The organism is Lysinibacillus zambalensis (assembly GCF_040183165.1).
GTDB classification, from domain to species: domain Bacteria; phylum Bacillota; class Bacilli; order Bacillales_A; family Planococcaceae; genus Lysinibacillus; species Lysinibacillus zambalensis.
Map to the genome: position 1 here is coordinate 1 of NZ_JBEGDG010000033.1, position 25,348 is coordinate 25,348.

The 25,348-nt window shown below is 39.3% G+C and carries 22 protein-coding genes and 1 riboswitch; of the genes, 8 read left to right on the forward strand and 14 right to left on the reverse strand.

Going from position 1 to position 25,348, the window contains the following annotated elements; translation table 11 throughout:
* The first annotated feature begins 146 nt into the window (after nucleotides 1-146).
* Complete coding sequence (locus tag ABNX05_RS24050; RefSeq protein WP_349662006.1) at nucleotides 147-1,316, forward strand: FtsW/RodA/SpoVE family cell cycle protein; 1,170 nt, start codon at nucleotides 147-149, stop codon at nucleotides 1,314-1,316.
* Between the two features lie 175 nt (nucleotides 1,317-1,491).
* Here the strand turns inward: ABNX05_RS24050 and ABNX05_RS24055 are convergent, their stop codons facing one another.
* Genes ABNX05_RS24055 through ABNX05_RS24065 form a run of 3 tightly spaced genes read right to left on the reverse strand, consistent with a single transcriptional unit; the run spans nucleotide 1,492 to nucleotide 5,839 of the window.
* Nucleotides 1,492-2,850 (reverse strand): aspartate aminotransferase family protein, encoded by a 1,359-nt coding sequence (locus ABNX05_RS24055; RefSeq protein WP_349662007.1) that lies wholly within the window; start codon nucleotides 2,848-2,850, stop codon nucleotides 1,492-1,494.
* Between the two features lie 25 nt (nucleotides 2,851-2,875).
* A complete protein-coding gene (locus ABNX05_RS24060; protein WP_349662008.1) occupies nucleotides 2,876-4,405 on the reverse strand; it encodes a CoA-acylating methylmalonate-semialdehyde dehydrogenase in 1,530 nt (509 codons plus the stop codon).
* A 24-nt stretch (nucleotides 4,406-4,429) separates the two neighbouring features.
* Nucleotides 4,430-5,839 (reverse strand): amino acid permease, encoded by a 1,410-nt coding sequence (locus ABNX05_RS24065; RefSeq protein WP_386829978.1) that lies wholly within the window; start codon nucleotides 5,837-5,839, stop codon nucleotides 4,430-4,432.
* 226 nt (nucleotides 5,840-6,065) lie between these two features.
* Here ABNX05_RS24065 and ABNX05_RS24070 point away from each other — a divergent pair, with 226 nt between their 5' ends.
* Nucleotides 6,066-7,634, forward strand: coding sequence for a PucR family transcriptional regulator (locus tag ABNX05_RS24070; protein ID WP_349662009.1), 1,569 nt, complete (start codon nucleotides 6,066-6,068; stop codon nucleotides 7,632-7,634).
* A 74-nt stretch (nucleotides 7,635-7,708) separates the two neighbouring features.
* On the opposite strand, the gene ABNX05_RS24075 is transcribed toward ABNX05_RS24070, so the two are convergent.
* On the reverse strand, nucleotides 7,709-8,503 hold the full coding sequence (locus ABNX05_RS24075; protein ID WP_349662010.1) for a carbon-nitrogen family hydrolase: 795 nt from the start codon (nucleotides 8,501-8,503) through the stop codon (nucleotides 7,709-7,711).
* A gap of 513 nt (nucleotides 8,504-9,016) precedes the next feature.
* Here ABNX05_RS24075 and ABNX05_RS24080 point away from each other — a divergent pair.
* From ABNX05_RS24080 to ABNX05_RS24100, 5 genes are all read left to right on the forward strand, one after another.
* Nucleotides 9,017-10,186 carry a pyridoxal phosphate-dependent aminotransferase gene (locus ABNX05_RS24080; RefSeq protein WP_349662011.1) on the forward strand — a complete coding sequence of 390 codons (1,170 nt, stop codon included), beginning with the start codon at nucleotides 9,017-9,019 and terminating at the stop codon, nucleotides 10,184-10,186.
* A 347-nt stretch (nucleotides 10,187-10,533) separates the two neighbouring features.
* Nucleotides 10,534-10,637, forward strand: a riboswitch (SAM riboswitch).
* Between the two features lie 206 nt (nucleotides 10,638-10,843).
* Nucleotides 10,844-11,674, forward strand: a complete 831-nt coding sequence (locus ABNX05_RS24085) for a MetQ/NlpA family ABC transporter substrate-binding protein (RefSeq protein ID WP_349662012.1) — start codon at nucleotides 10,844-10,846, stop codon at nucleotides 11,672-11,674.
* A gap of 104 nt (nucleotides 11,675-11,778) precedes the next feature.
* Nucleotides 11,779-12,804, forward strand: a complete 1,026-nt coding sequence (locus tag ABNX05_RS24090) for a methionine ABC transporter ATP-binding protein (RefSeq protein ID WP_349662013.1) — start codon at nucleotides 11,779-11,781, stop codon at nucleotides 12,802-12,804.
* On the forward strand, nucleotides 12,797-13,468 hold the full coding sequence (locus tag ABNX05_RS24095; protein ID WP_349662014.1) for a methionine ABC transporter permease: 672 nt from the start codon (nucleotides 12,797-12,799) through the stop codon (nucleotides 13,466-13,468). Before ABNX05_RS24090 ends, ABNX05_RS24095 begins: the two co-directional genes overlap by 8 nt.
* A 13-nt stretch (nucleotides 13,469-13,481) precedes the next feature.
* On the forward strand, nucleotides 13,482-14,633 hold the full coding sequence (locus tag ABNX05_RS24100; RefSeq protein WP_349662015.1) for an alpha-hydroxy acid oxidase: 1,152 nt from the start codon (nucleotides 13,482-13,484) through the stop codon (nucleotides 14,631-14,633).
* A gap of 113 nt (nucleotides 14,634-14,746) precedes the next feature.
* On the opposite strand, the gene ABNX05_RS24105 is transcribed toward ABNX05_RS24100, so the two are convergent.
* Together ABNX05_RS24105 and ABNX05_RS24110 are read right to left on the reverse strand one after the other, a co-directional pair.
* Nucleotides 14,747-15,946 (reverse strand): glycine C-acetyltransferase, encoded by a 1,200-nt coding sequence (locus tag ABNX05_RS24105; RefSeq protein WP_349662016.1) that lies wholly within the window; start codon nucleotides 15,944-15,946, stop codon nucleotides 14,747-14,749.
* 58 nt (nucleotides 15,947-16,004) lie between these two features.
* Complete coding sequence (locus ABNX05_RS24110; RefSeq protein WP_349662017.1) at nucleotides 16,005-17,081, reverse strand: nucleotide kinase; 1,077 nt, start codon at nucleotides 17,079-17,081, stop codon at nucleotides 16,005-16,007.
* A 132-nt stretch (nucleotides 17,082-17,213) separates the two neighbouring features.
* Here ABNX05_RS24110 and ABNX05_RS24115 point away from each other — a divergent pair, with 132 nt between their 5' ends.
* The gene (locus tag ABNX05_RS24115) at nucleotides 17,214-17,396 is read left to right on the forward strand and encodes a hypothetical protein (protein WP_349662018.1); all 183 of its coding nucleotides are present in this window, start codon (nucleotides 17,214-17,216) and stop codon (nucleotides 17,394-17,396) included.
* A gap of 139 nt (nucleotides 17,397-17,535) precedes the next feature.
* On the opposite strand, the gene ybaK is transcribed toward ABNX05_RS24115, so the two are convergent.
* The 8 genes from ybaK to ABNX05_RS24155 all read right to left on the reverse strand — a co-directional run bounded on the left by ybaK (nucleotide 17,536) and on the right by ABNX05_RS24155 (nucleotide 25,336).
* Complete coding sequence (gene ybaK / locus ABNX05_RS24120) at nucleotides 17,536-18,030, reverse strand: Cys-tRNA(Pro) deacylase (protein WP_349662019.1); 495 nt, start codon at nucleotides 18,028-18,030, stop codon at nucleotides 17,536-17,538.
* Nucleotides 18,031-18,054: 24 nt separating this feature from the next.
* On the reverse strand, nucleotides 18,055-18,762 hold the full coding sequence (locus ABNX05_RS24125; protein ID WP_349662020.1) for a hypothetical protein: 708 nt from the start codon (nucleotides 18,760-18,762) through the stop codon (nucleotides 18,055-18,057).
* 307 nt (nucleotides 18,763-19,069) lie between these two features.
* Complete coding sequence (locus ABNX05_RS24130; RefSeq protein ID WP_349662021.1) at nucleotides 19,070-19,633, reverse strand: VanZ family protein; 564 nt, start codon at nucleotides 19,631-19,633, stop codon at nucleotides 19,070-19,072.
* Nucleotides 19,634-19,865: 232 nt separating this feature from the next.
* Entirely contained in the window at nucleotides 19,866-21,404 is a 1,539-nt protein-coding gene (locus ABNX05_RS24135; RefSeq protein ID WP_197139540.1) for an acyl-CoA carboxylase subunit beta, read from the reverse strand.
* A 298-nt stretch (nucleotides 21,405-21,702) separates the two neighbouring features.
* Entirely contained in the window at nucleotides 21,703-22,485 is a 783-nt protein-coding gene (locus ABNX05_RS24140; protein WP_349662022.1) for an enoyl-CoA hydratase, read from the reverse strand.
* A complete protein-coding gene (locus tag ABNX05_RS24145; protein WP_349662023.1) occupies nucleotides 22,482-23,399 on the reverse strand; it encodes a hydroxymethylglutaryl-CoA lyase in 918 nt (305 codons plus the stop codon). The genes ABNX05_RS24140 and ABNX05_RS24145 overlap by 4 nt, the downstream gene beginning before the upstream one ends.
* Before the next feature lie 12 nt (nucleotides 23,400-23,411).
* The gene (locus ABNX05_RS24150; RefSeq protein WP_004225532.1) at nucleotides 23,412-23,624 is read right to left on the reverse strand and encodes an acetyl-CoA carboxylase biotin carboxyl carrier protein subunit; all 213 of its coding nucleotides are present in this window, start codon (nucleotides 23,622-23,624) and stop codon (nucleotides 23,412-23,414) included.
* 353 nt (nucleotides 23,625-23,977) lie between these two features.
* A complete protein-coding gene (locus tag ABNX05_RS24155) occupies nucleotides 23,978-25,336 on the reverse strand; it encodes an acetyl-CoA carboxylase biotin carboxylase subunit (RefSeq protein ID WP_349662024.1) in 1,359 nt (452 codons plus the stop codon).
* Nucleotides 25,337-25,348: the final 12 nt, after the last annotated feature.

Genomic DNA, 25,348 nt, shown 5'->3' on the forward strand with positions numbered 1-25,348 from the left:
TTTCTGTGCGAAAGCGAAGCGTCAGCAACAATTGTTTTTTCTGTGCGAAAGCGAAGCGTCAGCAACAATTGTTTTTTTCTGTGCGAAAGCGAAGTGTCAGCAACAATTACAACAAGGCGAAGTTGATTAAAAAAGGGGGTGTTTGAATGTTACAGTTCAATAAGTTAGATAAAAATTTAGTCATTAGCTTGTCATTACTCGGTATTATTAGTTGTCTATTTGTCCATTCCAGTAGCACGGTGTTTGAGCAGTATACAAGCTCGTTCATTATAAAGCAGCTTTTTTATTACCTAATCGGATTTTTCATTATGTATGGAGTAGCAACACTTGATATTGAGCAGCTAAAAAAAATAGGCTGGCCATTTTATTGGGCGATGGTCTTGTTAACATTTGGCTTATTCATTGCCCCCGAAAGTATAGCCCGCACTGTCAATGAAGCGAAACGTTGGTACCATATTCCTGTGTTAGGATCCATTCAGCCATCAGAGTTTTTAAAGTTGGCGTTTTTAATCGTGGTCAGTAAGGTTATTGTTGCGCATAGAGAAAAATATGTGCGCCCTACCTTTTTAACAGATATGCGGCTACTCTTAATCATCGCTGTTATCACTCTTCCACCTACGCTTGCTGTTTACAAGCAACCTGATACGGGCATGGTCATGCTATATATGTCGATGATTGTACCGATGCTTTTCTTTTCAGGTATACAAAGAAAATTGCTAATCATTTTCACAGCTATCCCAGTATCAATTCTCAGCGTTATGGTTATTCTTTATGTAAAATTCAATGATTTTTTTACAGATAAAATTTTAAATAAATTATCAGGGCATCAAGTTTCTCGCATTTATGGATGGTTGCAGCCTAATGAATATCCGGACTCATCTTTTCAAACAAGGCAGGGTTTTTCGGCAATTGGTTCAGGACAGTTTACCGGAAAAGGTTACATGAACAATGATGTCTATGTCGTGGAAAAGCATACAGATTTCATTTTTGCGAACATTGCTGAAGAGCTCGGGTTCATCGGAGGGGCATTTGTCATTGTTCTTTTATTCTTTGTTATTTACCGTATAGTTCTTATTACAGTAGAAGCAAAGGACCCATTTATGACGCTGATGGGAGCCGGTATTGCCAGTTTATTAGCTTTCCAAATTACACAAAATATCGGTATGACCATTGGACTTTTACCTGTAACAGGTATGACATTGCCATTTTTAAGCTATGGTGGTAGTTCACTCATCTCCAATTTCATGTTAATGGGTATTGTGATGATTATCTATAATTCATATAGCGGCTACATGTTTAAAACAACAAAAGAGTAAGGTGAAGGGTATGAACAACATTATTAAAAAGAGAATTTTATTATTGCTATTCCTAGCGGGAGGAGCTTTGTTCATACTCCTACTCCGCCTTGCCTTTCTTATGCTATAAGACATTCAAAAAGCTGTCTCAAAAGTTTTTACGACTTTTGAGACAGCTTTACTTTTAGATTTTATATTATGCCTGCACTTTATGAATACTATCAATCACAACTTTTATGATTGTATCAAGATCCTCTTGTACAATATTAAGTGGTGGAGATAATGTTAATACGTTATTAAAGCCTGCAACAGTTGCACCATTTTTACCTATAATAACACCCTGCTCCTTACATTCAGCAATAATAGCATTTACTTTATCTACTGGTAAAGGCTCCTTCGACGTTTTATCTGACACTAACTCGATGCCCAGTAATAAGCCTTTGCCTCGAACATCCCCAACGTTCGGGTGATTACCTAATGCTTGCTGCAGTGTTTGGAGGGAAGTTGCTCCAACCTCAGTAGATCTTTCAAATAACGCTTCTTGCTGAAGAATCTCAATATTTTTTAATGCAACCGCACATGCGACTGGTGACCCACCAAATGTATTAACATGGCGGAAATAACCATATGCATCAGAGCCAGTGAATGCCTCATAAATTTCTCGTTTTACCGCTGTAGCTGATAATGGTAAATAGGCACTCGTAATCCCTTTGGCCATCGTAATAATATCTGGTTTTACACCGTAGTTCATGAATCCAAATGGCTTTCCTGTTCGACCGAAGCCACAAATTACTTCGTCTACAATCATTAATGCTCCATGTTTTTTACATACTTCTTCAATGCCCTTTAAGTAGTTCTCAGGAGGCATAATAACGCCCCCACCTGTAATAATCGGCTCTAAAATCATCGCGGCTATTGTTTCACTTAGCTCCCACGTCATCGTCTTATCTACAGCCTTAACGCTTGCTAAATCTATTGGAGCAAGTGTATCACTTTCGTGTTCTCGATATTGATCTGGTGGTGCTACATGAATAAAGCCAGGAGATAATGGTTCATATTTATATTTGCGTTCCGCTTGCCCTGTCGCAGCCAATGCTCCGAAAGAATTCCCATGATAGGCACGGTAGCGAGAAACGATTTTATAGCGAGAGCTTTCTCCTTTTTGTTGATGATACTGACGTGCAATTTTAAACGCAGTTTCATTAGCCTCTGACCCACTATTAGAGAAGAAAATAACATAATCTCCACCAAGCATTTCATTGATTTTTTCTGCCAGTTCAACTGCTGGTAAATGCCCCTGCGATAAAGGAGCATAAGCGTTTTTCATCATTTGCTCATGGGCAACATCTGCTAATTCCTTGCGTCCATAGCCTACATTTACACACCATAAACCTGCCATTGCATCGATGTATTCAACGCCATCTGTATCGACGATCCTCGCACCATTTGATTTTTCTACTACATATGTCGCTTGTGGATTGTAAGGTTTCATTGAATGCCATACATATTGTTCATCTTTCTTTAAAATATCACTTTTAAGATTTACTTGAACCATATCTATACACTCCTTTTAGTTTTTTTCACTTTGTCACATCGTTATTGCTTGGAAACGCAAATGAACTTGCCGTATCCTCTGTTTCATCAGGCCAGCGTTCCGAAATCGTTTTCGCTTTCGTAAAGAATCGTGCTTGGTCCGGTCCAAACATATGCCCTTCACCAAACTTAGAGCGCTTCCATCCTCCAAAATTGTGATAGCCAACTGGAATAGGAATCGGAACATTAACACCTACCATTCCTACTTCAATTTCTTCCTGGAATTTACGCGCCGCCGAACCGCTGCTCGTAAACATCGTGACACCATTTCCAAGTTCGTGGTCATTAATTAAATCAATAGCTTCTTGTAAGGATTCGACGCCTACAACAATGCGAGCAGGGCCAAAAACTTCCTCTTTAAAAATAGTCATTTGTGGAGTTACGTTATTTAACAATGTCGGTCCAAGGAAAAAGCCTTTAGACGTTTCGCATATTTTCGGATTTCGGCCGTCCGTTACAAGGTTAGCCCCTTCTTCAACAGCACCATCGATATATCGAAGAATCGACTCTTTTGATTGTTGCGTAATAACTGGGCCAAAATCTACCTCGCTATCTGTATATGGACCAACTTTTAATTTCAAGATTTTGTCCTTCAATATTTCTGTAAAGCGTTGTTCCGTATCTTTCCCAACGACGATTGCTCCAGAAATAGCCATACAACGCTGAGACGCCGCTCCAAATGCTGCACCTAAAAAGGCATTAGCTGTTTGCTCTAGGTTTGCATCGGGCATTACAATCATAAAGTTCTTCCCGCCACCAAATGCAGCGACACGTTTATTGTTCTTCGTCCCTGTTTGATAAATATATTCCGCAACAGGTGTGGATCCAACAAATGAAATTGCTTGTATCTCTTTATTTTCAAGCAGTTCATTAACCGCTTCTTTATCACCATTAACGACTGTCCAAATTCCATCTGGCAATCCTGCCTCTTTCCATAACTTACTTAAATATAATGCCGAGATTGGCACACGCTCAGATGGCTTTAAAATCACTGCATTTCCTACTGCAACCGCCATACTTGTAATTGCCAATGGCACCATAACAGGGAAATTAAATGGAGCAATTGTAGCAACAACTCCAAGTGGGGCTTTTGCAGAGAAGGCATTAATATTGCCGCCTACATTCACCGAGTATTCTCCCTTCAGCATTTGCGGGGCACTGATTGCCATATCTACGGATTCAATGCCACGAACAATTTCGCCCTTTGCATCTTCCTTCGTTTTCCCACTTTCCTCACAAATGACTTCAATGAGCTCATCCTGTTTTTCTACTAATAACTGACGGAAACGATGTAAAACCTCAACCCGTTTGCCAATCGATGTCTTTTTCCATGAAGGGAATGCTGCCTTCGCTAGCTGGATAGCCTGCTTCACTTCATCTTTAGTTGCTAATGGTACTTGCGCAATGATCTCTCCTGTTGTTGGATTATACACGTCTGCGTAGCGACCACTAGTACCGGCTGTTTCAACACCATTAATAAAATGTGATAATGTTTTCATTTTTTGCTGAACTGTCATAATTTCCCCACTCCTCGTTTATAGTTATTCAAAATCCAACTCTTCCTTTTGGAAAATAGAGCTAGCCTCATCTACCGGGTTAGGCGACTTTTTCTTTTGTGTAACTAAATAGAAAATCATCACTACTGCCACTACAATGCATGTGAATAAAATTTGTGAACGCATCGATTCAATAAAAAACATGGCGATCAGTAATGCTGTTATAACCAAGATTGTGAAATACGTTAAATATGGGAATAACCACATTTTCACTTTTAATAGCTCGGGGTTTTCTTTCTCCATTTTCCGGCGCATTTTTAATTGTGAAAACGCAATGATTAAGTAAAGAATCAATGTAATTGCACTACATGAACTAAGTAAAAACATAAACACTTTATCTGGTGAAACATAGTTCATAATAACGGCAATATAAGAGAAGAATGTCGCTGTTAATATGGCATTAACAGGTGCACCCTTTTTATTTAATTTCAAAAATGCTTTTGGGGCCTCCCCCTTCTCCGCTAAAGAAAATACCATTCGAGATGTAGCGTAAAGCGCAGAGTTTAAGCAAGATAAAACCGCTGTTAATACAACAAAATTCATGATTTGTGCAGCTGCGGGAATTCCGATGTAATCCAACACTGCTACATAGGGACTTGTTAAAATATCTGAGGAATGCCAAGGTAATAATGTGACAACTACCGTTATCGATCCCACGTAGAAAATCAAAATACGCCAAGTAATTGAATTCGTAGCTTTTGTCACCGCTGCTAACGGTTCGTCAGATTCCCCTGCCGCAATGGCCACAATTTCTGTGCCCATAAAGGAGAAAATAACAATAACTACCCCCATCAAGACTGCTCCAAAACCATTCGGTAAAAAGCCACCCTCACCGATCAAATTAGCAGTACCTACTGCATTAAAATTAGGTGCGATACCAAAAATAATGAATGCACCTAGTCCAAGAAAAGCTATAATACTCGCAACCTTAATAAGAGAGAACCAATATTCAAATTCACCAAAAGCTTTTACGGAAATGACATTTGTTAAAGTAAGTGCGACAGTTAATAAAAGACTTAGTAACCATAAAGGAATCCCGTCATACCAATATTGAATGATTGCAGCTGCTGCAGTTGCCTCTAAAGCAATGGCAACAACCCAGAAAAACCAATATAACCAACCAATCATAAAACCTGCCCACGGACCAATGGCTTCATGTGCATAATGCGCAAAAGACCCGCTTGTTGGATTGACAGCTGCCATTTCTCCAAGCATTCGCATGACAAGAATAACGATAATGCCCGCAAATATATAAGATAAAATTGCGCCAGGGCCGGCAAGGTTAATTACTGAGCCACTTCCCATAAATAGACCTGCTCCGATAACCCCCGCAATCGCGATCATCGTCATATGCCTTTTCTTTAACCCTTTCTGTAATTGCGTTTGTTGCTCCATATTCAGCTCACCTCTTTTATTAGATTGGATTACCGCTTACAAAAATTTTACATGTTACATAGAAACGAAGGTATAGACAAACTGTAAAATTCTATGCATTTGTTTTAAACATAATGTAAAATAGACTAAACATTCTAAAAATACAATATTTAAGTTAATTTCAGCAAAAATAATACATCAATGAGAAAACTAGATAAATATTTATGTTAAAAGGAGGGAGGGTAACATGAGTCAATTTAAGCTTCAAGTGAAGGATGTATTAGAAAACACATACTTCCAAAGTGCAGAGGTCGTAGCTGGTGAAGATGGTTTATTACGAATTGTAAAGTGGGCTCATGTGATTGAAATTATACAAGTAGATAATTTTCTAGCTGGTGATGAATTAGTTTTAACAACGGGGATCAGCCTTCAGCACAGCATCGAAAACTTTATCTTTTTCGTAGAATCTTTAATCGAAAAAAATTGCGCGGCACTATGCATTGAATACGGGACTTCCATACAGACCATCCCGGAAGTGATTGTAGCTCTTGCTAACCGTCATAGCTTCCCTATTATCGTTTTTCATGACACGGTTCCTTTCGTCCGTATTACACAAGATTTACATAGTCAAATTATGAATCAACAATATTTAATGATCTCTACTTTAGAATCCTACTCTCAAACATTAAATAAAAATGCTCTATTAGGACAAAACGCAGAAGAAATTTTACAAAATATGTATCATGAATTGAAGACACAAATCATCTTTTCTATTAAAGGTCGAGAGCCTATCTTTTTTCCAAATATGCGGCATACTAAGCGCCAACAACTAGTTACGCTGGAAAAATCAGCAACCGTGTTTAAAAATGAGCCCATCTTTATTTTTGACCAGCATTATGCAGATTTAACGCTCTATAGAGAAGATGGTCTATTCTCAGAGTTTGAATTACTTATTTTAGACCGTACAGCCACTGCCTTGGCACAGCTGTTAATGAGAGAATTTTATATTGAAGAGAAAAGGGACATTGAGGATGCCTCTATTTTAGGAGATTGGATCGATCAAAAACTATCGAAAGAGGAAATTTATAAATTTATCGTCAGCTATCATTCTAGCTATAAGCTTTCTAGCGGGACCGTTTTTATGTTAGCAATGCCTAATGCAGTCTCTAAAGTACAAGAGGATGTCGTCTACAGCAAGCTCTACTACCGAAACCTTTTTGAGCAAAATGGATTTATACCATTTCTATACGAAAGGAAAAGCTATGTCATTTTTATTTTACTTCATCAGAAAGATAGTAAATCGAGTCGCGAATTATTAAATACATTAGTTTCTTCCCTGCAGAAAACTGATTTTTATAAAAAACAAATGATTCAAGGGTATCAAGTAGCCATTGGCAAAGTCGTAGCAGACGTAGAGGAAATACCGAAGAGTTATCAAACTGCACTCGAAACATTGTATATTTGCAGTAAAGTACAAACTACATCTTACTTTTATGATGATTTACATTTGTATCACCTCATCTATAAATTACAGATGCAAGTAAATTTGCAGGAAGTGATTCAAGATTATTTACAGCCCGTTATTGAATACGACAAAAAAAATAATAGTAAGCTATTAGAAACACTGCAAGTATACTTGCAAACGAACGGCTCTAAACAACAAACCGCTAATCAACTGTTCATCGTACGCCAAACGCTCTACCATCGTTTAAAAAAGCTTGAAAGTCTTTTAGGGAAAAATTTCATGAAGGGGCATAATCGAATTACGCTTGAATTTATGTTGCTCGCCAATTCTTTAATTGAGGATAAAAACTAACTACATGTTTATGATTGATCAGTGATGTTGCAAGAATAGCACGCTCAAAATCGCTATGAGCGTGCTATCAGATTTTAATTTTCGGTAACTACTCCACTATATAATGCTGGTCTGCGGTCGTCATAAACTGGAATTCTGCCTCGTACTTCATCGACAATCGAAAAGTCCACGTCAATGACAGCTACTTCCTCGTCCTCTGCACCAACCCAAAGCACTTCGCCCCACGGTTGAATAATCATTGATTGACCATTAAAGTTTTCTACTTTTCTCGATATACGATTAACAGCGATCACGAAGCATTGATTTTCAATGGCACGTGCTTGCAGCAATGTGTTCCAATGATCGATACGTGGCGTCGGCCATTGTGCCGGCACGAACAATACTTTTGCGCCATCTAAAGCGTGAGCACGTAGCCATTCTGGGAAGCGAATATCATAGCAAATCACACCTGCAGCCTCGATATCACCAAGGGCAAAGCGATTCATTTCATCCCCTGCTTCTAAATATAAATGCTCGTCCATCAATCGGAAAAGATGTGCCTTGTTATATTCACCTACTAACTCACCATTGTTATCAAACGTATACATCGTGTTGTAAAATTTATCGCCCTTCTTCGTTGAAACAGAGCCTCCAACAATATGTACGCCAAGCTCTTTCGCTAGGTTTGATAAAAATGCTTTCGAACGTTCTCCATTCACATCTGCAAGCTCTGATAATTTTTCAAGCGCATAGCCTGTATTCCACATTTCCGGTAATACAATAATTTCTGCACCTTGTTTTGCCGCTTCACGAATCTTTTCTTCCGCACGAGCAAAATTTTCTTCTACTTTGCCAAAACCAACATTTAGTTGGATACACCCAATTTTCATCTTAATTCCTCCCCTTCTCCCAAAAGTATTTCTTTTACTGCATTTGTGCTTTTCTATATTTCATTATACTACAATTGAAAATGATATCGCTGTTGTCTGAGCTTAGAGCAGCTTTGGAACAAAAACAAAAAGACCAGGATCTCAGCAATAAAGTGAGCCCTGGCCTTTTCGCGAAAGTGAATCTTACTAATCATTTTTGCTCTTAGTTTTAGATTCTATTAATTAGTACGATTAAGATTAATAAAAGTTACAGTAATTAAAAAAAAAATTAAATATTATTTTAAAGGGCTTAAAAGTAATGCCAAAACCTATGTTTTATGGGCATTGGTAAGATGCCTCAGATGTTGTTACATGACAAGGCATAATTACGTTCGGAATCTTCTTTGTACTTAGGCTCGCATGCTCTCTGTTTGTGTTTTGTGCGTCCATCTTTGTAAATTGAGACTCTAGACAATTAGTAAAAAAAGTAATAATATTTGCATCAATTATTATTTTCTAAAAAGGAGAACATGCATGGAATTCTCAAAAAAACTACAGCAACTCCCGACTCAATTTTTTGCAGCATTGGTGCAAAAAGTGAATAGTGCTTTAGCAGAAGGGCGCGATGTTATCAATCTCGGTCAAGGCAATCCAGATCAGCCCACTCCCCAACACGTTATAAAAGCGTTACAGGAGGCAGCTGAAAACCCTCAAAATCATAAATATTCTCCATTCCGCGGCCTAGTAGAATTACGTCAAGCAGCTGCAGACTTCTACAAACGTGAATACAATGTTGATATTGACCCTGAAACTGAGGTAGCTATTCTTGGTGGTACAAAAATTGGTCTTGTTGAGCTGCCATTAGCGGTTTTAAACCCGGGTGATACAATGTTATTACCCGATCCTGGATATCCAGATTACTTATCTGGTGTTGTATTAGGTGATGTTAATTTTGAAGTCATGCCACTTTTTGCAGAAAATGATTTCCTGCCTGATTATCATGCTCTTTCTGATGACGTAAAAGAAAAGGCTAAGCTACTTTACTTAAATTACCCGAACAACCCAACTGGTGGTACTGCAACACTTGAATTTTTCGAGGAAACGGCGCGCTTTGCTAAAGAGCACAACATAATCGTCTCACATGATTTCGCTTACGGTGCAATTGGATTTGACGGCAAGAAACCTATTAGTTTCCTGCAAGCGGAAGGTGCCAAAGAGGTCGGCATCGAGATGTATACATTATCTAAAACATATAATATGGCAGGCTGGCGTATTGGATTTGCAGTTGGTAACGCTGATATTGTTGCGGCTATTAATCTTATTCAAGATCATCTATTTTGTAGTCAATTCCCTGCCGTACAACAAGCAGCAGCGGTTGCCCTTACAGCATCACAGGATTGCGCGAATACGCTAAGAGCGACTTATGAGCGTCGACGAAATGTTCTTATCGAAGAAGCACAGCGCATTGGTTGGCAAGTAACGGCACCAAAGGGCTCTTTCTTTGCATGGCTCCCTGTTCCATTAGGTTATACAAGCGAGCAGTTTGCTGATGTATTGCTCGACAAAGCTGATATCGCAGTAGCTGCTGGCAATGGCTTCGGTCAATACGGTGAAGGCTATGTTCGTGTAGGTTTACTCGTAAGTGAAGAACGCTTACGTGAAGCGGTCAGCAGAATTGAAAAATTAAACCTATTTAACTCATGAACATTTGATTCCCTCTATCAAAAAACTGTCCCATCAGCTCACGCTTGCTAAGGGACAGTCTTTTCATCTCACTATTTTTTGTGGTAGCTCTAGCCCTTCTTCTATTGGATAACATTGGTCATAAACCATTTCTTCATACGGACACACCACCCCACTAATCGCTCATAGAGCCATGAAAATGCGTTTCATATCTCCCATCCCACACATAGTTGACTCTCACTAACATTCCCACCCATCTCCCTTAATGGAATATTGTAATAAAATAAAAAATTTTAAAAATTCCATTGACTTACCATAACCAATAATTTATATTAGTCCTATCGGATTTACAAAAAAATATTATAAATCTCTTATCAAGAGTAGCTGAGGGACTGGCCCTATGAAGCTCGGCAACCTCCTTTTTTAAGGAAGGTGCTAAATCCTGCAAACGATATCGTTTGAAAGATAAGAGAGGACACTTTTTTTATGAGCCTCTCTTAATTTTTTAAGAGAGTTTTTTTTATCTTCATTTACATGAAGATAAAAGCCTCAGGCGGATGTCACAGATTTTGAAAGGAATGAATTGTGCTAGCACAATTCAATATCCGGACAACAATTACGCCAAGGCGAAATTGTTTTTTTATACAAACCGATAAAACAACTTTGGAGGTATGTCTCATGAAAAAGAAAAACAAAATTTTACTAGGTTTAGCAAGTCTCACATTAGTAGCAGCATTAGTAGGTTGCGGTACTAAAGAAGATAAAGGTAGTCAAGGTAAGGCTATTAATGAAAATAAAATTGTAGTAGGTGTAACTTCTGGTCCACACGAACAAATTGCAGAAGTTGCTGCAAAAGTTGCCAAAGAAAATGGCTTAGAGGTAGAACTAAAAACGTTCTCTGATTATGTTTTACCAAATACATCGTTAGCCGAGGATGATCTTGATGTAAACAGCTATCAACACAAGCCTTTCCTCGATGCATTTAACAAAGATCACAAAACAGATTTAGTGCCAGTAGGAAAAACAATTTTAACTCCAATGGGCATTTACTCTGAGAAATATAAATCATTGGATGAAGTTCCTGATGGTGCTACATTCGGATTACCAAATGATCCAACGAACGGTGCTCGTGCTCTATTTGTCCTTCAAGAGGCAGGCATCATTAAATTAAAAGAAGGTGCAGACTTAACAGCTTCTACTCGCGATGTGGAAGAAAACAAAAAGAATTTTAAATTCATTGAATTAGAGGCTGCACAAATTCCGAAGCAGCTTAGTGAAGTAGATGTGGCAGCTATTAATACGAACTTCGCTCTTGATGCTGGTATTGATCCTAAAAAAGACTCCATTCTTTTAGAATCTACTAACTCTCCATATGTAAACTACATCGCGGTACGTTCTGAAAACGAGGATGACCCAGCGATTAAAAAATTTGTTGAAGCCTATCAATCTGATGAAGTACGCAAATTTATTGAAGAGGAATTCAAAGGTTCTATCATTCCAAGCTGGTAAGTAACGATGAAGGGCCTTTCATAAATTAAGAATCTGCGAGACTCCTATAGGAATGCTAGCAGATTCTTGCTTTATAAAAGGACTTAGAAAGGAGATATCACAGTATGATTCAACTAGAAAATATAACAAAAGAATTTAAAACTAAAAAAGGTATCGTTAAAGCAGTAGATGGCATTAACCTACATGTCAAAAAAGGTGAAATTCATGGGGTTATTGGCTACAGTGGTGCAGGAAAAAGTACCCTTATTCGCTGTGTTAATTTATTAGAGCGTCCAACAACAGGTAAAGTATTGATCGACAATGTAGATATTACTTCCCTTTCTTTAAACGACCTTCGCGAAACGCGTCAAAAAATCGGCATGATCTTCCAGCATTTTAATCTCTTAAAAACAGCGACCGTTTACAACAATATCTCGGTACCATTAAAACTTCTAGGCTATAACGACTCTGAAGTGAAAAAACGCGTTGCAAAATATGCAGAAATTGTTGGCCTAACAGAGAAATTAGATAGTTATCCTAGCCAGCTTTCGGGTGGTCAAAAGCAACGTGTCGCTATTGCACGTGCACTAGCCCAAGAGCCTGAGATTTTACTCAGTGATGAAGCGACAAGTGCTCTCGATCCTGAAACAACTGACGCTATTCTTGAGCTTCTCTTAAAAATTAACCGTGAACTGGGCATCACTATTTTACTCATTACACATGAAATGAATGTTATTCAAAAAATTTGCGATGATGTATCCGTTCTTGAATCAGGGACGGTTGTGGAATATGGCTCTGCTATAGAACTATTTTCGAAGCCTCAGCACCCAACGACACGAAAGTTTTTAAACACTATTTCTCAACGTAATTTATCTCCTTCCCTTATCGAGCAATTGAATCTTTCCGGAAGTGTGATTCGTTTAACATTCCTTGGTGAAAGTACCGGGAAGCCATTACTTGCAGAAGTGAGCAAAGTTTATGATGTACAACCAAATATTTTAACAGCCAATATCATTGAATTAAAAAATGGCATCGTCGGGAATATTGTCGTGCATCTTCACGGTGAGGCACATATCGTAGAAAAGGCACTTAAATATTTTACAGAAAACGGGGTAGACGTTGAGGAATTAGGAGGCGAATTAAATGAATAGCATTCAAAGCTTCTTTGCAGACTGGTCAAATGTTATTGGGCAATCCATTATCGAAACCTTTCAAATGGTCGGGATTTCATTATTGTTCTCTATTTTAATTGGGATCCCTTTAGGGCTTTTAATCGTTTTAACCCGACCAGGGCAATCATTTGAAAATAAATTTCTCTATCAATTTTTCAATTTATTTATTAATATTATTCGCTCTGTACCGTTCATTATATTACTATTCTTCATTTTACCGTTCACTAAGCTGATCGTTGGCACAACTATTGGTGTAAAAGGTGTTATTGTGCCGCTTGTTGTTTATACAGCGCCTTATATTGCGCGACTTATGGAAACGGCACTATTGGAAGTTGATCCAGGTGTTGTGGAAGCTTATACAGCAATGGGTATTAAACGACGTCACATCATTTGGAATGTCTTACTACGTGAGGCTCGTCCATCCATTATTTTAGGCTTAACAATTGCCACAATCGGTCTGATAGGAGCAACAGCAATGGCTGGAATGGTTGGTGCTGGTGGTTTAGGTGATCTCGCATATCGTTACGGTCATTTACGCTATGAGGTCGATGTGATGTATGCGACAGTGTTTATCTTAATCATCCTTGTTCAGATTATTCAATCAATGGGTAACCGCTTTGCTGCGAAACTAAAGAAAGATTGATAGGAGGATTACGATGACAAAAACAACACATGGTGATCTACTGTTAAAAAATATAAATGCACAAGCCCCCTTCCCTATTTGCTTTGCAGATTTAGAAAAGGCTGTTGCAGAAAAGATGGAAGCTGGTCCGTTTGGCTACATTCGTTCAGGTGCTGGGGGTGAACAAACATTACGAAATAACCGTGCCGCCTTTGAAAAATACTCTATTATTCCACGCTTTTTACAGGATGTTTCAAGTATTGATACATCGATTGAGCTGTTCGGAAAAGTACATCCAACTCCGCTCTTATTTGCTCCTGTTGGCATGAACAAAATGGCACATGACGAGGGAGAGCTTGCCGTTGCTCGTGCGGCTGATCAGTTAAAAATTCCTTATATTCAAAGTACAGTTTCAAGCTATGCACTTGAAGATGTGGCACAAACAGCCCCTACTGCTACTAAATGGTTTCAATTATATTGGTCAACAAATGAGGAAATTGCATATAGCATGGCAGCCCGAGCCGAGGCTGCTGGTTTTGAGGCTATTGTTTTAACTGTAGATACCGTCATGCTTGGCTGGCGTGAAGAAGATGTTCGCAATCAATTTTCACCATTAAAACTTGGGTATGCTCGAGGAAACTATATGAATGATCCTGTTTTTACTGCTTCTTTACCAGATGATTCATTCGAGTCATATGTACAGGGCGTTTTGCAAAATGTGTTCCATCCAACATTAAATTGGGAGAATGTACGTGAATTAAAGCGCCGTTCTAATCTCCCTATTTTACTGAAAGGAATCTTACATCCTGAAGACGCAAAACTAGCTATTGAAAACGGCATTGACGGTATTATCGTATCAAACCACGGTGGTCGCCAATTGGATGGCGTAATTGGTTCACTCGATGCCCTTCCTGATATTGTGAAAGCTGTAAAAGGACGAATTCCTGTTATTTTAGATAGCGGTGTGTATCGTGGAATGGATGCTCTTAAAGCACTCGCTTTAGGAGCTGATGCTGTTGCCATTGGTCGTCCCTTCGTCTACGGACTAGCATTAGATGGGCAGCAAGGAGTCGAAAAAGTAATGGCGAATTTATATGATGAATTAAAAGTTTCCATCGCTTTAGCGGGGGCAATATCAATAAAAGGACTACGTGATATCACATTAGTGAAAAAAGATGGAGCGTAAATAAAGCGTCCGGCAGTTTGAGATAGAGATAAAAGATTTATCGGAACGTTTCACCGATTTATCGGAACATTAATATAAATTGGGCTACCTCACTATTGAGATAGCCCAATTTTTTATTGAATAACGCCTAGTTCACGACCGACTTTTTCATAGATTGCTAGAGCGCCGTCCAGCATTTCTTTTGTATGTGCCGCTGTAGGCATGTTACGAACACGTCCTGTGCCTTTTGGAACCGTTGGGAAAACGATTGATTTAGCGTAGACGCCTTCCTCAAATAGGCGACGTGAAAATTCCTGTGTAAGCTTTTCATCACCAATAATACATGGTGTAATTGGCGTTTCAGATTCGCCGATATTAAAGCCTAATTTAGCAAGACCCGCTTTTAAATAATCGCCATTTTCCCAAAGCTTATCGTGAAGCTCTGTTGAGTCAATCAGCATTTGCACTGCCGCTGTAATCGCAGCAACATCACCTGGTGGTAATGCTGTTGAGAATAAAAATGGACGAGAACGCACTTTTAGCCAGTCAATTAAATTTTTCTTACCTGCTACATACCCACCAACAACACCAATTGCTTTAGAAAGTGTACCAATTTGGAAGTCGATTTCTTTTTCTAAACCGAAATGCTTTACAGTACCCTTCCCTTTACCTGTTACCCCTGATCCGTGCGCATCATCTACATATGTTATTAAATCAAACTCTTTCGCAATCTCAACGATTTCTGGTAATTTTGCAATATCACCGTCCATTGAGAATACGCCATCCGTAATAACCATGATTTTATTGTATAAGCCTGATTCTGTTGCTGCCTTTGCCTTTGCACGTAAATCATCCATATCGGAGTGATTATAGGCAATAATTTTCGCACGTGATAAACGACAGCCATCGATAATCGAAGCATGATTTAATTGGTCTGAAAGAATCGCATCATTTTTATCCATAACAGCTGAAATAGCTGCCATATTACAGTTAAAACCAGATTGATAAGAGATCGCTGCCTCTGTTCCTTTAAACTCAGCAAGCTTTTCCTCTAATTTTACGTGTAAATCAAGTGTACCGTTAATCGTACGGACTGCTCCAGCCCCCACACCGTATGTCTCTATTGTTTCTTTGGCAATACGCTTTAATTCTTCATTCGTTGCTAAGCCAAGATAGTTGTTTGAGGATAGATTAATTAGATCTTTGCCACGTACCTGAATAATGGGTCCGTTTGCTCCCTCTACTGGATCAATTTCATTGTATAAGCCTTGTTCATGTAAGTCTTGTAGGTTTTCATCTAAAAATGCATTCAATACTTTTGACAAGCGTATCATCCTTTCCTAGGAAAACTGTTCTAGCTCCTAGTGTAGCACATGCATGTTATAAGAAAAATTACTTTGTTAATCTTTCGAATAGTGGGGCAGTTTTTTCTCGCCATAGAGATGACGATAGACAATTATCGATTAGCCGACGGACTGTATACTCCGCTTCCGCATAACGTTTCGAATAACCCATTGCATCTTGCATTGCTTCTTTATAATTTGCTCGAATATCTTCAATTTGCGCCTCTGCTTTCTGTGAAATTGCGCAATGTTTCCCTATATCGAAAATTTCATCCCCTAGTCTGCCGTCCTCTGGATCAAAGATATGAGGATCCGTACTATCAAAGATGCAGAAATTTAATTCCGGGATAAGAACCATATCAACAGAGTTTGCATCCAACCCACACCAAATAATTTGCGCATCGAGACCTCTCGCATTCGCTTCGTCTGCCAAACCTTTCATTAACGAAGATTTACCTGTACCCGGTTTTCCTTTGATCATCAATCTCCGAGATACATTTTTCGTTATACTATCTACTGTATTTTCGGCCCCCCTCGGTGTTAATGTTCCGAGTAAGCGGTGCGTGCGCACTCCTGTTTTGTTTAAGACCATCGATTGGAAAACATCTGCCTTTAAATTTTCAACCTGGTCATTTAACGCCTCCCAGTTCATACAGCTCTGTGTGACTACTTCCCAATCATCATGAATCTTTATAGCTTTAGTAAGCGACGAAATACACTTCTCACGCCATGACTCTCGTTCCGTCATCGTATTAGCAAGCTGTTCGCCAACCTTTTCAAGCTGAACTTCTTCTAAGCAATCATAAAATGACATCACCCGATGCTTTGTGCCAAGAAAAGTGGGTTCAATCCCCCACTCCGATGACCATACAAATAATCGATTACAGCCTTGAATGTATACTGCCTCTACAACATCCTCCAGCAAAGCATGCTTAAACCACTCCACCGCAAAGCCCTGCTTCACATAAAAATACCCAAGCTCTTTAAGAAGCTCAGATCCTTTAAACGTCGGTGCACCCTGCAAAATATAAACTAATTCTGCCTCATCCATCAGTTCTTTATATAAATGTTTAACTCCTTGCCCAGTCAGTGCGTGTCCATAGTAATAAGTCACATTTCCGTTCAATTTCGATCCCCCTTTCTTATGCCTTGCATTATATGAAGGAACCTTAAAAAAAATGAAAAGCTACTTTTAATTTTTCACATAAGATAAAAAAGGAATATCCAGACAAAGTCGAATTTTTACGTTTGGAGGGAAATGTATGATAAAAAAATTGGGATTGTTTTCTTTGCAATTGGTATAACAATGATGTTAATAGGTGTACCTTATTTATTGGGTTATTCAACAAATGAATTTTTAAAGTATCCTTTATATTTAGGAGTAATAATAACAGTTGCATTTACTCCTGCCCCTACAATAAAAAAACAAAATAGAAAGTAATGTTCTCAAATTCATGGATATCGACCAACTTGCAGAGCATTTTCGAGTTACCTAAGTGTTTCTCCTTCTTAGCCTAGCAGTCTACTGCTTATCTAAGTGATTCATCCGCAAAATGCCAATAAAAAAACTACCCAGCATATCATTTTTGGGTAGTGGTGATTGATGCAATCTTTGATTTTGTCACAGCGACTAAATCATCTAGCTGTACGTGGATTTGCATGCCAATTTTTCCGGCACTTACAATAATACTTCCTTGCTCTTGAGCCGACGCATCGATCACAGTCGGATAAAGCTTCTTCATGCCGACTGGCGAGCATCCGCCTCGTACATAGCCTGTATAACCAAGTAACTCCTTGACCGGGAGCATATCGATTTTTTTCTCTCCGATAACCTTTGCAGCAGCTTTTAAATCAAGCTCATCTGCTACAGGGATAACAAACACAAAGAGCTTTTGTACACTTGCCTTTGCTACTAATGTTTTGAAAACATTAGAAACTGGGTGACCAATTTTTTCTGCAACCGATATTCCGTCAACTTGGCCGTCACCAGTCTCATATTCAATTACTTCGAACTGTATTTTTTGTTGCTCCAATAATCTTATCGCATTTGTTTTCGCATGCTTTGCCTTCGCCATGTCAAAAATCTCCTATCTGCAGCATTAGGCTATCATGGAGAACATAGGGTCATTTCCTGGTTGATAGCCTTCTTTTGCCATTTGAATATGAGTGGCATATTTTTCAGAAGCGGATTTAAATGTTCGCGCCTTATATGCCTCCGCATAACTCTTACCGAAAATTGTATCTGCAAATGGATCCAATTTCAATTCCTTCGAAAAACGCTCTGGTACATTAACGTCAATACTTCCATGTACAAAAGCAGGTTCACTTTCATCTACCTCTTGACCATTTAATTGCGCTTGCATATGCTGTATTTGAGCATTTGCACTTGCCGCTACACGTAAATCTTGTGGTGATGGCTGCGAGGGGGCTAGCGCTGTATTCCTCACCTGATCTAATATTTGTAACGTCTCCACATTTACATGCTCTAGCTGTGAATACGCAAGAGCTTCAGCTTTTTGCGTTTGCTCATGAGCGAGCACATTCTTTTTCGTTTGTTGCAAATCTTGAATGATTGCTTGTTGTTGTGGCGTGACTTCTTTAGATTCCTCTTTTTGTTGTTCATAGAGTTCTTGATCTGTATGCCCTAAAAGTAAATTTTCTAGCTCAAGCAATAATGGATTTTTCTTTGGTGGAAAATACATTGCATTTTTTCGATATGCATCACCTGCTTGTTTTCGCTGTAAAATCTTTTTACGATTATAGTGTGATGACAGTCTTTCTTGTTCTATTAAACTTGATAGTTTCATATGATTCACCTCGGCTTTCTTATTTAATATGCGAGTTAAAAAATAGATATGATAATTTCTTCTCTGAATAGTTTCTGTACCTTAATTATCGGAATTTTCTTTATCAAATTCAAGAGCAAATTAATACTAAGCTCCTAACGAAATAATTCACTTTCGTCAAAATAGGCATAAAAACCTATAGTTAAATTTGTTTTTTCGTTCATTTATTACTGCAATATATAATTTCAATAAAAATTATTACTGTTATTACTTTATAAATGGTGTTAATTCACCACTAAAAAAACAGCCCTTTAGCAAGGACTGTTTTCTATCTATCTTTTTTAGGTTTAATAAGTATACTTTTATAGGCTAGGTAGCCAAGCCATGCTCCTAGCGTATTTAAAATTAAATCATCAATATCTGCTGAGCCAACCGTAAAAATAAACTGGATAGTTTCTACCGCTAGGCTAGAGATAAAGCCTATACAAATAACGATCCAAGCTTTGCGGCACTTTTTTGATAATAGTGGTAGTAAAAAGCCCATTGGGGTAAATATTAATAAATTGCCGAGTAAATTAATAATAATGATATCAACATTAAAATACTGAGCGTAATTTAAATAGCGAAGAATTGTATCAAAGGGAATAAAATTTGTCGTTAATCGCCAGTTACTATAATCAAACAGCCCTAATTCACCAAAAGAATATTCACCATTGAACAACATAACGACCACATTCACTAGACGATCAATGACTAGTTTATAAAAAGCTATTACAGAATAGATACAAAAAAAGATCCACCCTGCTATCTTTATCGGTAAATAATATGTATCTATTAATGAACGATAAGGTAACGGTAGCTTGGCTCCACTATGTATACTATTTTTTGTCATGCCTATACCACCTACTTCCCTATATCCTCACATAATTTTAATATTCCCTGCTTCCCTAAGCAAGTGGTAATAATAAGATGGATAAAGCGTTATAGCATACTATCGCAAATTGTATAGCCTTCACATCTGTCCGATCTCGCTTAGAAAAGAGATGACTGAACAACATGTCAAAAACAACACAAAATAAAAAAGCTGCCTCAATTATTAGCTGAGACAGCGTTATTTCAAGGTTTTATACTGGATTTACTCCATGCTTACGTTCTGAGAATAATAAGTACTTTGACATATAAAGCTCTAAACGTGATTCAAGTGCTTTTCTTAAATCATTTGGCTCAATAACATCGTCAATGATCAGCTCTGAAGCTAGACGATAGACATCGATTTCCTCTTGATATTCTTTGCGTTTCTCTGCAATAAAGCTTGCTTGCTCCTCTTTTGGGAGTTCAGCAATTTTATTGGCATAGACTGCGTTAACTGCAGCTTCAGGTCCCATTACAGCAATTTGTGCGTTGGATAATGCAATACAGCAGTCTGGCTCAAAAGCTGGACCTGCCATTGCATACAGCCCTGCACCATATGCCTTTCGAACAATGACCGTTAATTTAGGAACGGTTGCCTCGCTCATTGCAAAAATCATTTTCGCACCATGGCGTATTATCCCTGCTTTTTCAACCTGTGTACCAATCATAAAGCCTGGTACATCGGCAAGGAAAAGAAGCGGAATATTAAACGCATCACAAAGTGAAATGAACTTTGCAGCTTTATCAGCTGAATCGTGGAACAAAACGCCTCCCTTTACGCGCGGTTGGTTGGCGATAATTCCAACGGGTTGCCCATTAATGCGCCCTAGCCCTGTAATTAATTCTGGAGCGAATAATTTTTTTACTTCACAGAACGAATCTTCATCAATAATACGTTCAATTAGCTTATACATATCAAAAGGAACGTTTTGATTTTTCGGTATTAGCTCATCAATCGATTTTTCAAACGAAGCTGGTGGTTTTGGAGCTTCTACCTTACTACGCTCTGCATAGTTATTCGGGAAATAGCTCAAGTATTTACGAGCATAGGAAATAGCTTCCTGTTCTGATTTAGCAAGCACATCTCCACAACCGGAAACAGAACAGTGCATTTTCGCTCCACCCATTGTTTCCAAATCTACCTTCTCGCCTATAACCATTTCCGCCATACGAGGAGATCCTAAATACATCGATGCATTGCCCTCTACCATGACAACGATATCGCAGAATGCAGGGATATAGGCACCACCTGCCGCAGAAGGGCCAAACAGTAAGCATATTTGAGGAATTTTACCTGAAAGCTTAACCTGATTATAGAAGATGCGTCCTGCTCCTCTGCGACCAGGAAACATTTCTAATTGATCAGTAATACGTGCACCTGCTGAATCGACTAGATACAGTAATGGGCAATTTAGCTTTTCAGCTGTTTCTTGAATACGAATCATTTTTTCTACTGTACGTTTACCCCAAGAGCCTGCTTTAATCGTCGAATCGTTTGCTAAAACACAAACAGTACGACCATGGATTTTACCGATTCCTGTGATAACGCCATCTGCTGGTAGGTCCCCTGCTAAGCAGTTCGCATACAAGCCATCTTCGGATTGAAGCCCATCATCTAATAATAATTCGAGTCGTTCACGTACAAATAGCTTTCCTTGTTGTGCATTTTTATCGTGATATTTTGGCAGGCCACCTGCTAAAATTTGTTCCTTCATTGTTTTCGTCGTATTTTCTGTCGGTACATTGCTCATAGTTAATTCCTCCTTTTGCCTAAACGGTTACGCCTTAGCATAAATAATTAATAATATACCTAGATTTTGGTTCGTCATCATAGCGTGGGGTTGATTTCCGTTCCAGCTGGGCGCTTCGTTGCTGTCGCTACGCTTTCGCACAGTTAAAACATTCGCCGCTGTCGCTTCGCTTTCGCGCAGAGCAGACCTTCCTAGGGGCGTTCGATGAGCCCCAAGAAGTCATCTAGCCCCACTTTTGTTGATATGCCAATATTTTAAAATTCTACTTTAAAACCTTTCAAAATCTCTTATCAGAACTTTATTTCCCTACATATTGCGGTGTTCGTTTTTCCTGGAAAGCAAGTAAGCCCTCTAATCGATCTTCTGTAGGAATCAGAGCATTATATGCAAGTGATTCGATTTTTAAACCAGTTGCTAAATCGACTTCAACACCTTGATTCATGGCGATTTTCGCCTGTACTAAAGAAAGTGGAGCATTTTTTGCCATTTCTAGTGCAAGCTGCTGTGCCTTTTCAAGTACTTCATGTCCCTCATGAACATACTCTACAATGCCGTAACTTCTTGCTTCCTCTGCATTTAATCGACGCGCTGTATAAATTAATTCCTTCGCTTTTCCAATGCCAATTAGTCGCGGTAGTCGTTGTGTACCTCCTGCCCCCGGGATGATGCCGAGAGAGGTTTCCGTAAGGCCTACCTTGGCATGGGCAGCTGCCAGGCGTAAATCACAGGCTAACGCTAACTCGAGTCCGCCACCAAAAGCGACACCATTTAATACGGCAATAACTGGTTGAGCGAGTGCTTCTACTTTTGCCACTGTTGCTCCAATTAATTGCACAATTTGCTTTACTTGTCGGTCTGGCATCCCTTTACGCTCTTTTAAATCTGCTCCTGCGCAAAAGGCTTTTTCCCCCGCTCCTGTTAGCAATACGACTCGTACTGCCGGATCACCATTTATGTTGTCGAGAGTCGTGCTAAGCTCTTGGAGCAATTGTACAGACATCGCATTTGCCGCTTCCGGTCTTGAAAGGGTAATAAGCCCAATGCAACCATCTAATAATTCAAAACGAACGAGTTGCGTCATATTTGACTCGCACTCCTTTCATTACGGGCAATCGCCATTTGTTTAGAGGCAACTGCCTTCCCTAGTTTCTGTTCAATAAACAGTGCAGCCTCTAGCACTTTATTCAGTTCTACACCCGTTTTAATACCCATTCCATTTAATAAATACAATAAATCTTCCGTAGCCACATTACCTGATGCTCCTTTGGCATATGGACAGCCCCCAAGTCCACCAAGCGCACTATCAAACCTCGTAATGCCCATTTCTAAAGATTTAACGATATTTGCTAGCGCTGTGCCACGTGTATCATGAAAATGCATCGCAAAATTTTCTACAGGGTATCTTTTTAATAATTCTTCTAAAAGACTTTCCACCTGTGTCGGTACACCAACGCCAATCGTGTCACCAAGAGAAATTTCATCGACGCCCATTTCCAGTAATTTTTCTGTTACTCGCAATACTTTTTCTGGTTGTATGTAACCTTCATACGGGCACCCAATCACCGTTGAGATATAGCCCCGTACGTTTTTATGCGCTGCCTTTGCCCCGTTCACAACTTCCTGTAATATCGGAAATGTTTCATCGATTGATTTATTAATATTGCTTTGGTTATGGCTCTCACTTGCCGACATAAAAACGCTCACTTCGTCTACTTCAGCCTGCAATGCACGTTCTAAGCCACGCATGTTCGGTACTAGTGCCGCATACGTGATATCTTTTTGGCGTTTAATGGCTTGAAGAACCTCCACTGCATCAGCCAGCTGTGGAATCCACTTCGGATGCACAAAAGACGTTACCTCGATATAATTCAATCCAGTTTGACTAAGTAAATTTACTAGCTGTACTTTATCGGCAGTTGCAATATGCGTTTTCTCATTTTGCAAGCCGTCACGAGGACCAACTTCCTTTAACGTTACATGCTTTGGTAGCTGCATAAAGAAGCCTCCTTATTCGATTTCTAAAATATCGTCATCTACGTTAATGAAATCCCCTTCATTCGCAATGATTTTTGTAACTACGCCATCTTCTTCTGCTGCAATAGGAATCTCCATTTTCATCGACTCTAAAATTGCCACATCTTGTCCTGCAGTCACTTTTTCGCCCTCTGTTACAACGATTTTCCATACTGTTCCTGCCATGCTCGCTTTAACTGTTGCCATTGTAAATCCCTCCAAATGTATGAATAACGCATCCGCACTCATTGTTTAAGTGCGAATGCTTTGATCAATTTCGCCTTGGCGTAATTGCCGCTGACGCTTCGCTTTCGCGCAGATAAACAATGCGTCCGGATTTTGAATTGTGCACAGGCCTGCACGAGGGCCGACACGATGTCGGTCATTTCGGTAATGCCACAGGGCGTGGCGTTTTTACCGATGCAGGTCAGTTAGCCGTTTTCGCAGGATGCGAAGGTGTTAGGCTAACATCCTTTATTCATTTCTTTTAAAATCCGTGACATCCGTCGGAGGCCATTATCTTCATTCAGCAGGAATCTGCTGCATGAGGATAAATGTTCTTACTTCGTCTCTGCTAATTGAGGTAAATAATATTCATCCACAAATTTAGTGGTTGTATAGCCCTTTAAAAATTGTTCATGTGTCACTGTTTTCAACAACATCGGAATATTTGTTTGAATACCTTCTACTTTATACGCGTTAAGTGCCTTAATCAGTCTTTCACACGCAATTGCTCGTGTTTCTCCCCACACAACTAATTTGCTAATCATTGGGTCGTAAAAAGGTGTTACCGCAGTGCCAGCCTCTACGCCGCATTCATGGCGAATACCTTCACCTGTAGGCAATTCAAATGCCGTTATGGTGCCTGGAGAAGGGAAAAAGGTTGACGGATTTTCGGCATAAATACGTACTTCAATCGCATGTCCTTGTCTTTGTATACTACCGCCAGTAAATGCTAGCGGTTGTTTTGCCGCAATTTTTAATTGCTCCTCCACAAGATCTAGCTTTGTAATTTCCTCCGTCACTGGATGTTCCACTTGTAAGCGCGTATTCATCTCTAAAAAATAAAAGTTTTGCTCCGCATCTACTAAATACTCAATCGTACCAGCATTCACATAGCCAATATGCTGAACTGCCTTAACTGATGCATCTAGCATTCTTTTTCTTGTTTCCTCAGAAATGAATGGAGATGGCGCTTCCTCCACTACTTTTTGATTTCTACGTTGAATCGAACACTCACGTTCAAATAGTGGTACGACATTACCTTCATGGTCTGCAATAATTTGTACCTCGACGTGGTGAGGATCCGCAATAAATCGTTCCATATACATCGTGCCATCACCAAAGAATGACTGTGCACGCTTTTGATTCCCCTCAAAGGCTTTTGCTAATTGCTCGGCATTTTCAACGAGCTGCATGCCGATCCCTCCACCGCCAGCAGAGGCTTTTAACATAATCGGATAGCCTAGGCGGGAAGCAATTTCAATAGCTTCCGCGACATCTTTTACCGGTGTCTCTACACCTTCAACAATTGGTACACCGGCAGCTTTCATTGTTTTTCGAGCTTCTAATTTACTACCCATCGAAGCAATTACGTCCGCGCTTGGCCCAATAAATACAAGGCCCGCTTCTGTACAACGTTTAGCAAACTCAGCGTTTTCTGATAATAAGCCATAGCCAGGATGAATTGCGTCAGCGCCACTTTCCTTCGCAACTTCAAGAATGCGATCAATATTTAAATAGCTTTGGGCAACAGGTGGCTTTCCAAGGCAGAACGCCTCATCTGCATCCTTCACATGTAAGCTTTCAGCGTCTGCCTCAGAATACACTGCAACTGTTTGAACATTTAGTCGTTTGCATGTTCTTATAACACGTCTAGCTATCTCTCCACGATTGGCAATTAACACCTTCTTGAACATAAGTCTGACCCC

Coding starts and splice junctions, on each gene's coding strand:
- ABNX05_RS24050 (WP_349662006.1), top strand. CDS start 147: ATGTTACAGTTCAATAAGTTAGATAAAAATTTAGTCATTAGCTTGTCA.
- ABNX05_RS24055 (WP_349662007.1), bottom strand. CDS start 2,850: ATGGTTCAAGTAAATCTTAAAAGTGATATTTTAAAGAAAGATGAACAA.
- ABNX05_RS24060 (WP_349662008.1), bottom strand. CDS start 4,405: ATGACAGTTCAGCAAAAAATGAAAACATTATCACATTTTATTAATGGT.
- ABNX05_RS24065 (WP_386829978.1), bottom strand. CDS start 5,839: ATGGAGCAACAAACGCAATTACAGAAAGGGTTAAAGAAAAGGCATATG.
- ABNX05_RS24070 (WP_349662009.1), top strand. CDS start 6,066: ATGAGTCAATTTAAGCTTCAAGTGAAGGATGTATTAGAAAACACATAC.
- ABNX05_RS24075 (WP_349662010.1), bottom strand. CDS start 8,503: ATGAAAATTGGGTGTATCCAACTAAATGTTGGTTTTGGCAAAGTAGAA.
- ABNX05_RS24080 (WP_349662011.1), top strand. CDS start 9,017: ATGGAATTCTCAAAAAAACTACAGCAACTCCCGACTCAATTTTTTGCA.
- ABNX05_RS24085 (WP_349662012.1), top strand. CDS start 10,844: ATGAAAAAGAAAAACAAAATTTTACTAGGTTTAGCAAGTCTCACATTA.
- ABNX05_RS24090 (WP_349662013.1), top strand. CDS start 11,779: ATGATTCAACTAGAAAATATAACAAAAGAATTTAAAACTAAAAAAGGT.
- ABNX05_RS24095 (WP_349662014.1), top strand. CDS start 12,797: ATGAATAGCATTCAAAGCTTCTTTGCAGACTGGTCAAATGTTATTGGG.
- ABNX05_RS24100 (WP_349662015.1), top strand. CDS start 13,482: ATGACAAAAACAACACATGGTGATCTACTGTTAAAAAATATAAATGCA.
- ABNX05_RS24105 (WP_349662016.1), bottom strand. CDS start 15,946: ATGATACGCTTGTCAAAAGTATTGAATGCATTTTTAGATGAAAACCTA.
- ABNX05_RS24115 (WP_349662018.1), top strand. CDS start 17,214: ATGTATGATAAAAAAATTGGGATTGTTTTCTTTGCAATTGGTATAACA.
- ybaK (WP_349662019.1), bottom strand. CDS start 18,030: ATGGCGAAGGCAAAGCATGCGAAAACAAATGCGATAAGATTATTGGAG.
- ABNX05_RS24125 (WP_349662020.1), bottom strand. CDS start 18,762: ATGAAACTATCAAGTTTAATAGAACAAGAAAGACTGTCATCACACTAT.
- ABNX05_RS24130 (WP_349662021.1), bottom strand. CDS start 19,633: ATGACAAAAAATAGTATACATAGTGGAGCCAAGCTACCGTTACCTTAT.
- ABNX05_RS24135 (WP_197139540.1), bottom strand. CDS start 21,404: ATGAGCAATGTACCGACAGAAAATACGACGAAAACAATGAAGGAACAA.
- ABNX05_RS24140 (WP_349662022.1), bottom strand. CDS start 22,485: ATGACGCAACTCGTTCGTTTTGAATTATTAGATGGTTGCATTGGGCTT.
- ABNX05_RS24145 (WP_349662023.1), bottom strand. CDS start 23,399: ATGCAGCTACCAAAGCATGTAACGTTAAAGGAAGTTGGTCCTCGTGAC.
- ABNX05_RS24150 (WP_004225532.1), bottom strand. CDS start 23,624: ATGGCAACAGTTAAAGCGAGCATGGCAGGAACAGTATGGAAAATCGTT.
- ABNX05_RS24155 (WP_349662024.1), bottom strand. CDS start 25,336: ATGTTCAAGAAGGTGTTAATTGCCAATCGTGGAGAGATAGCTAGACGT.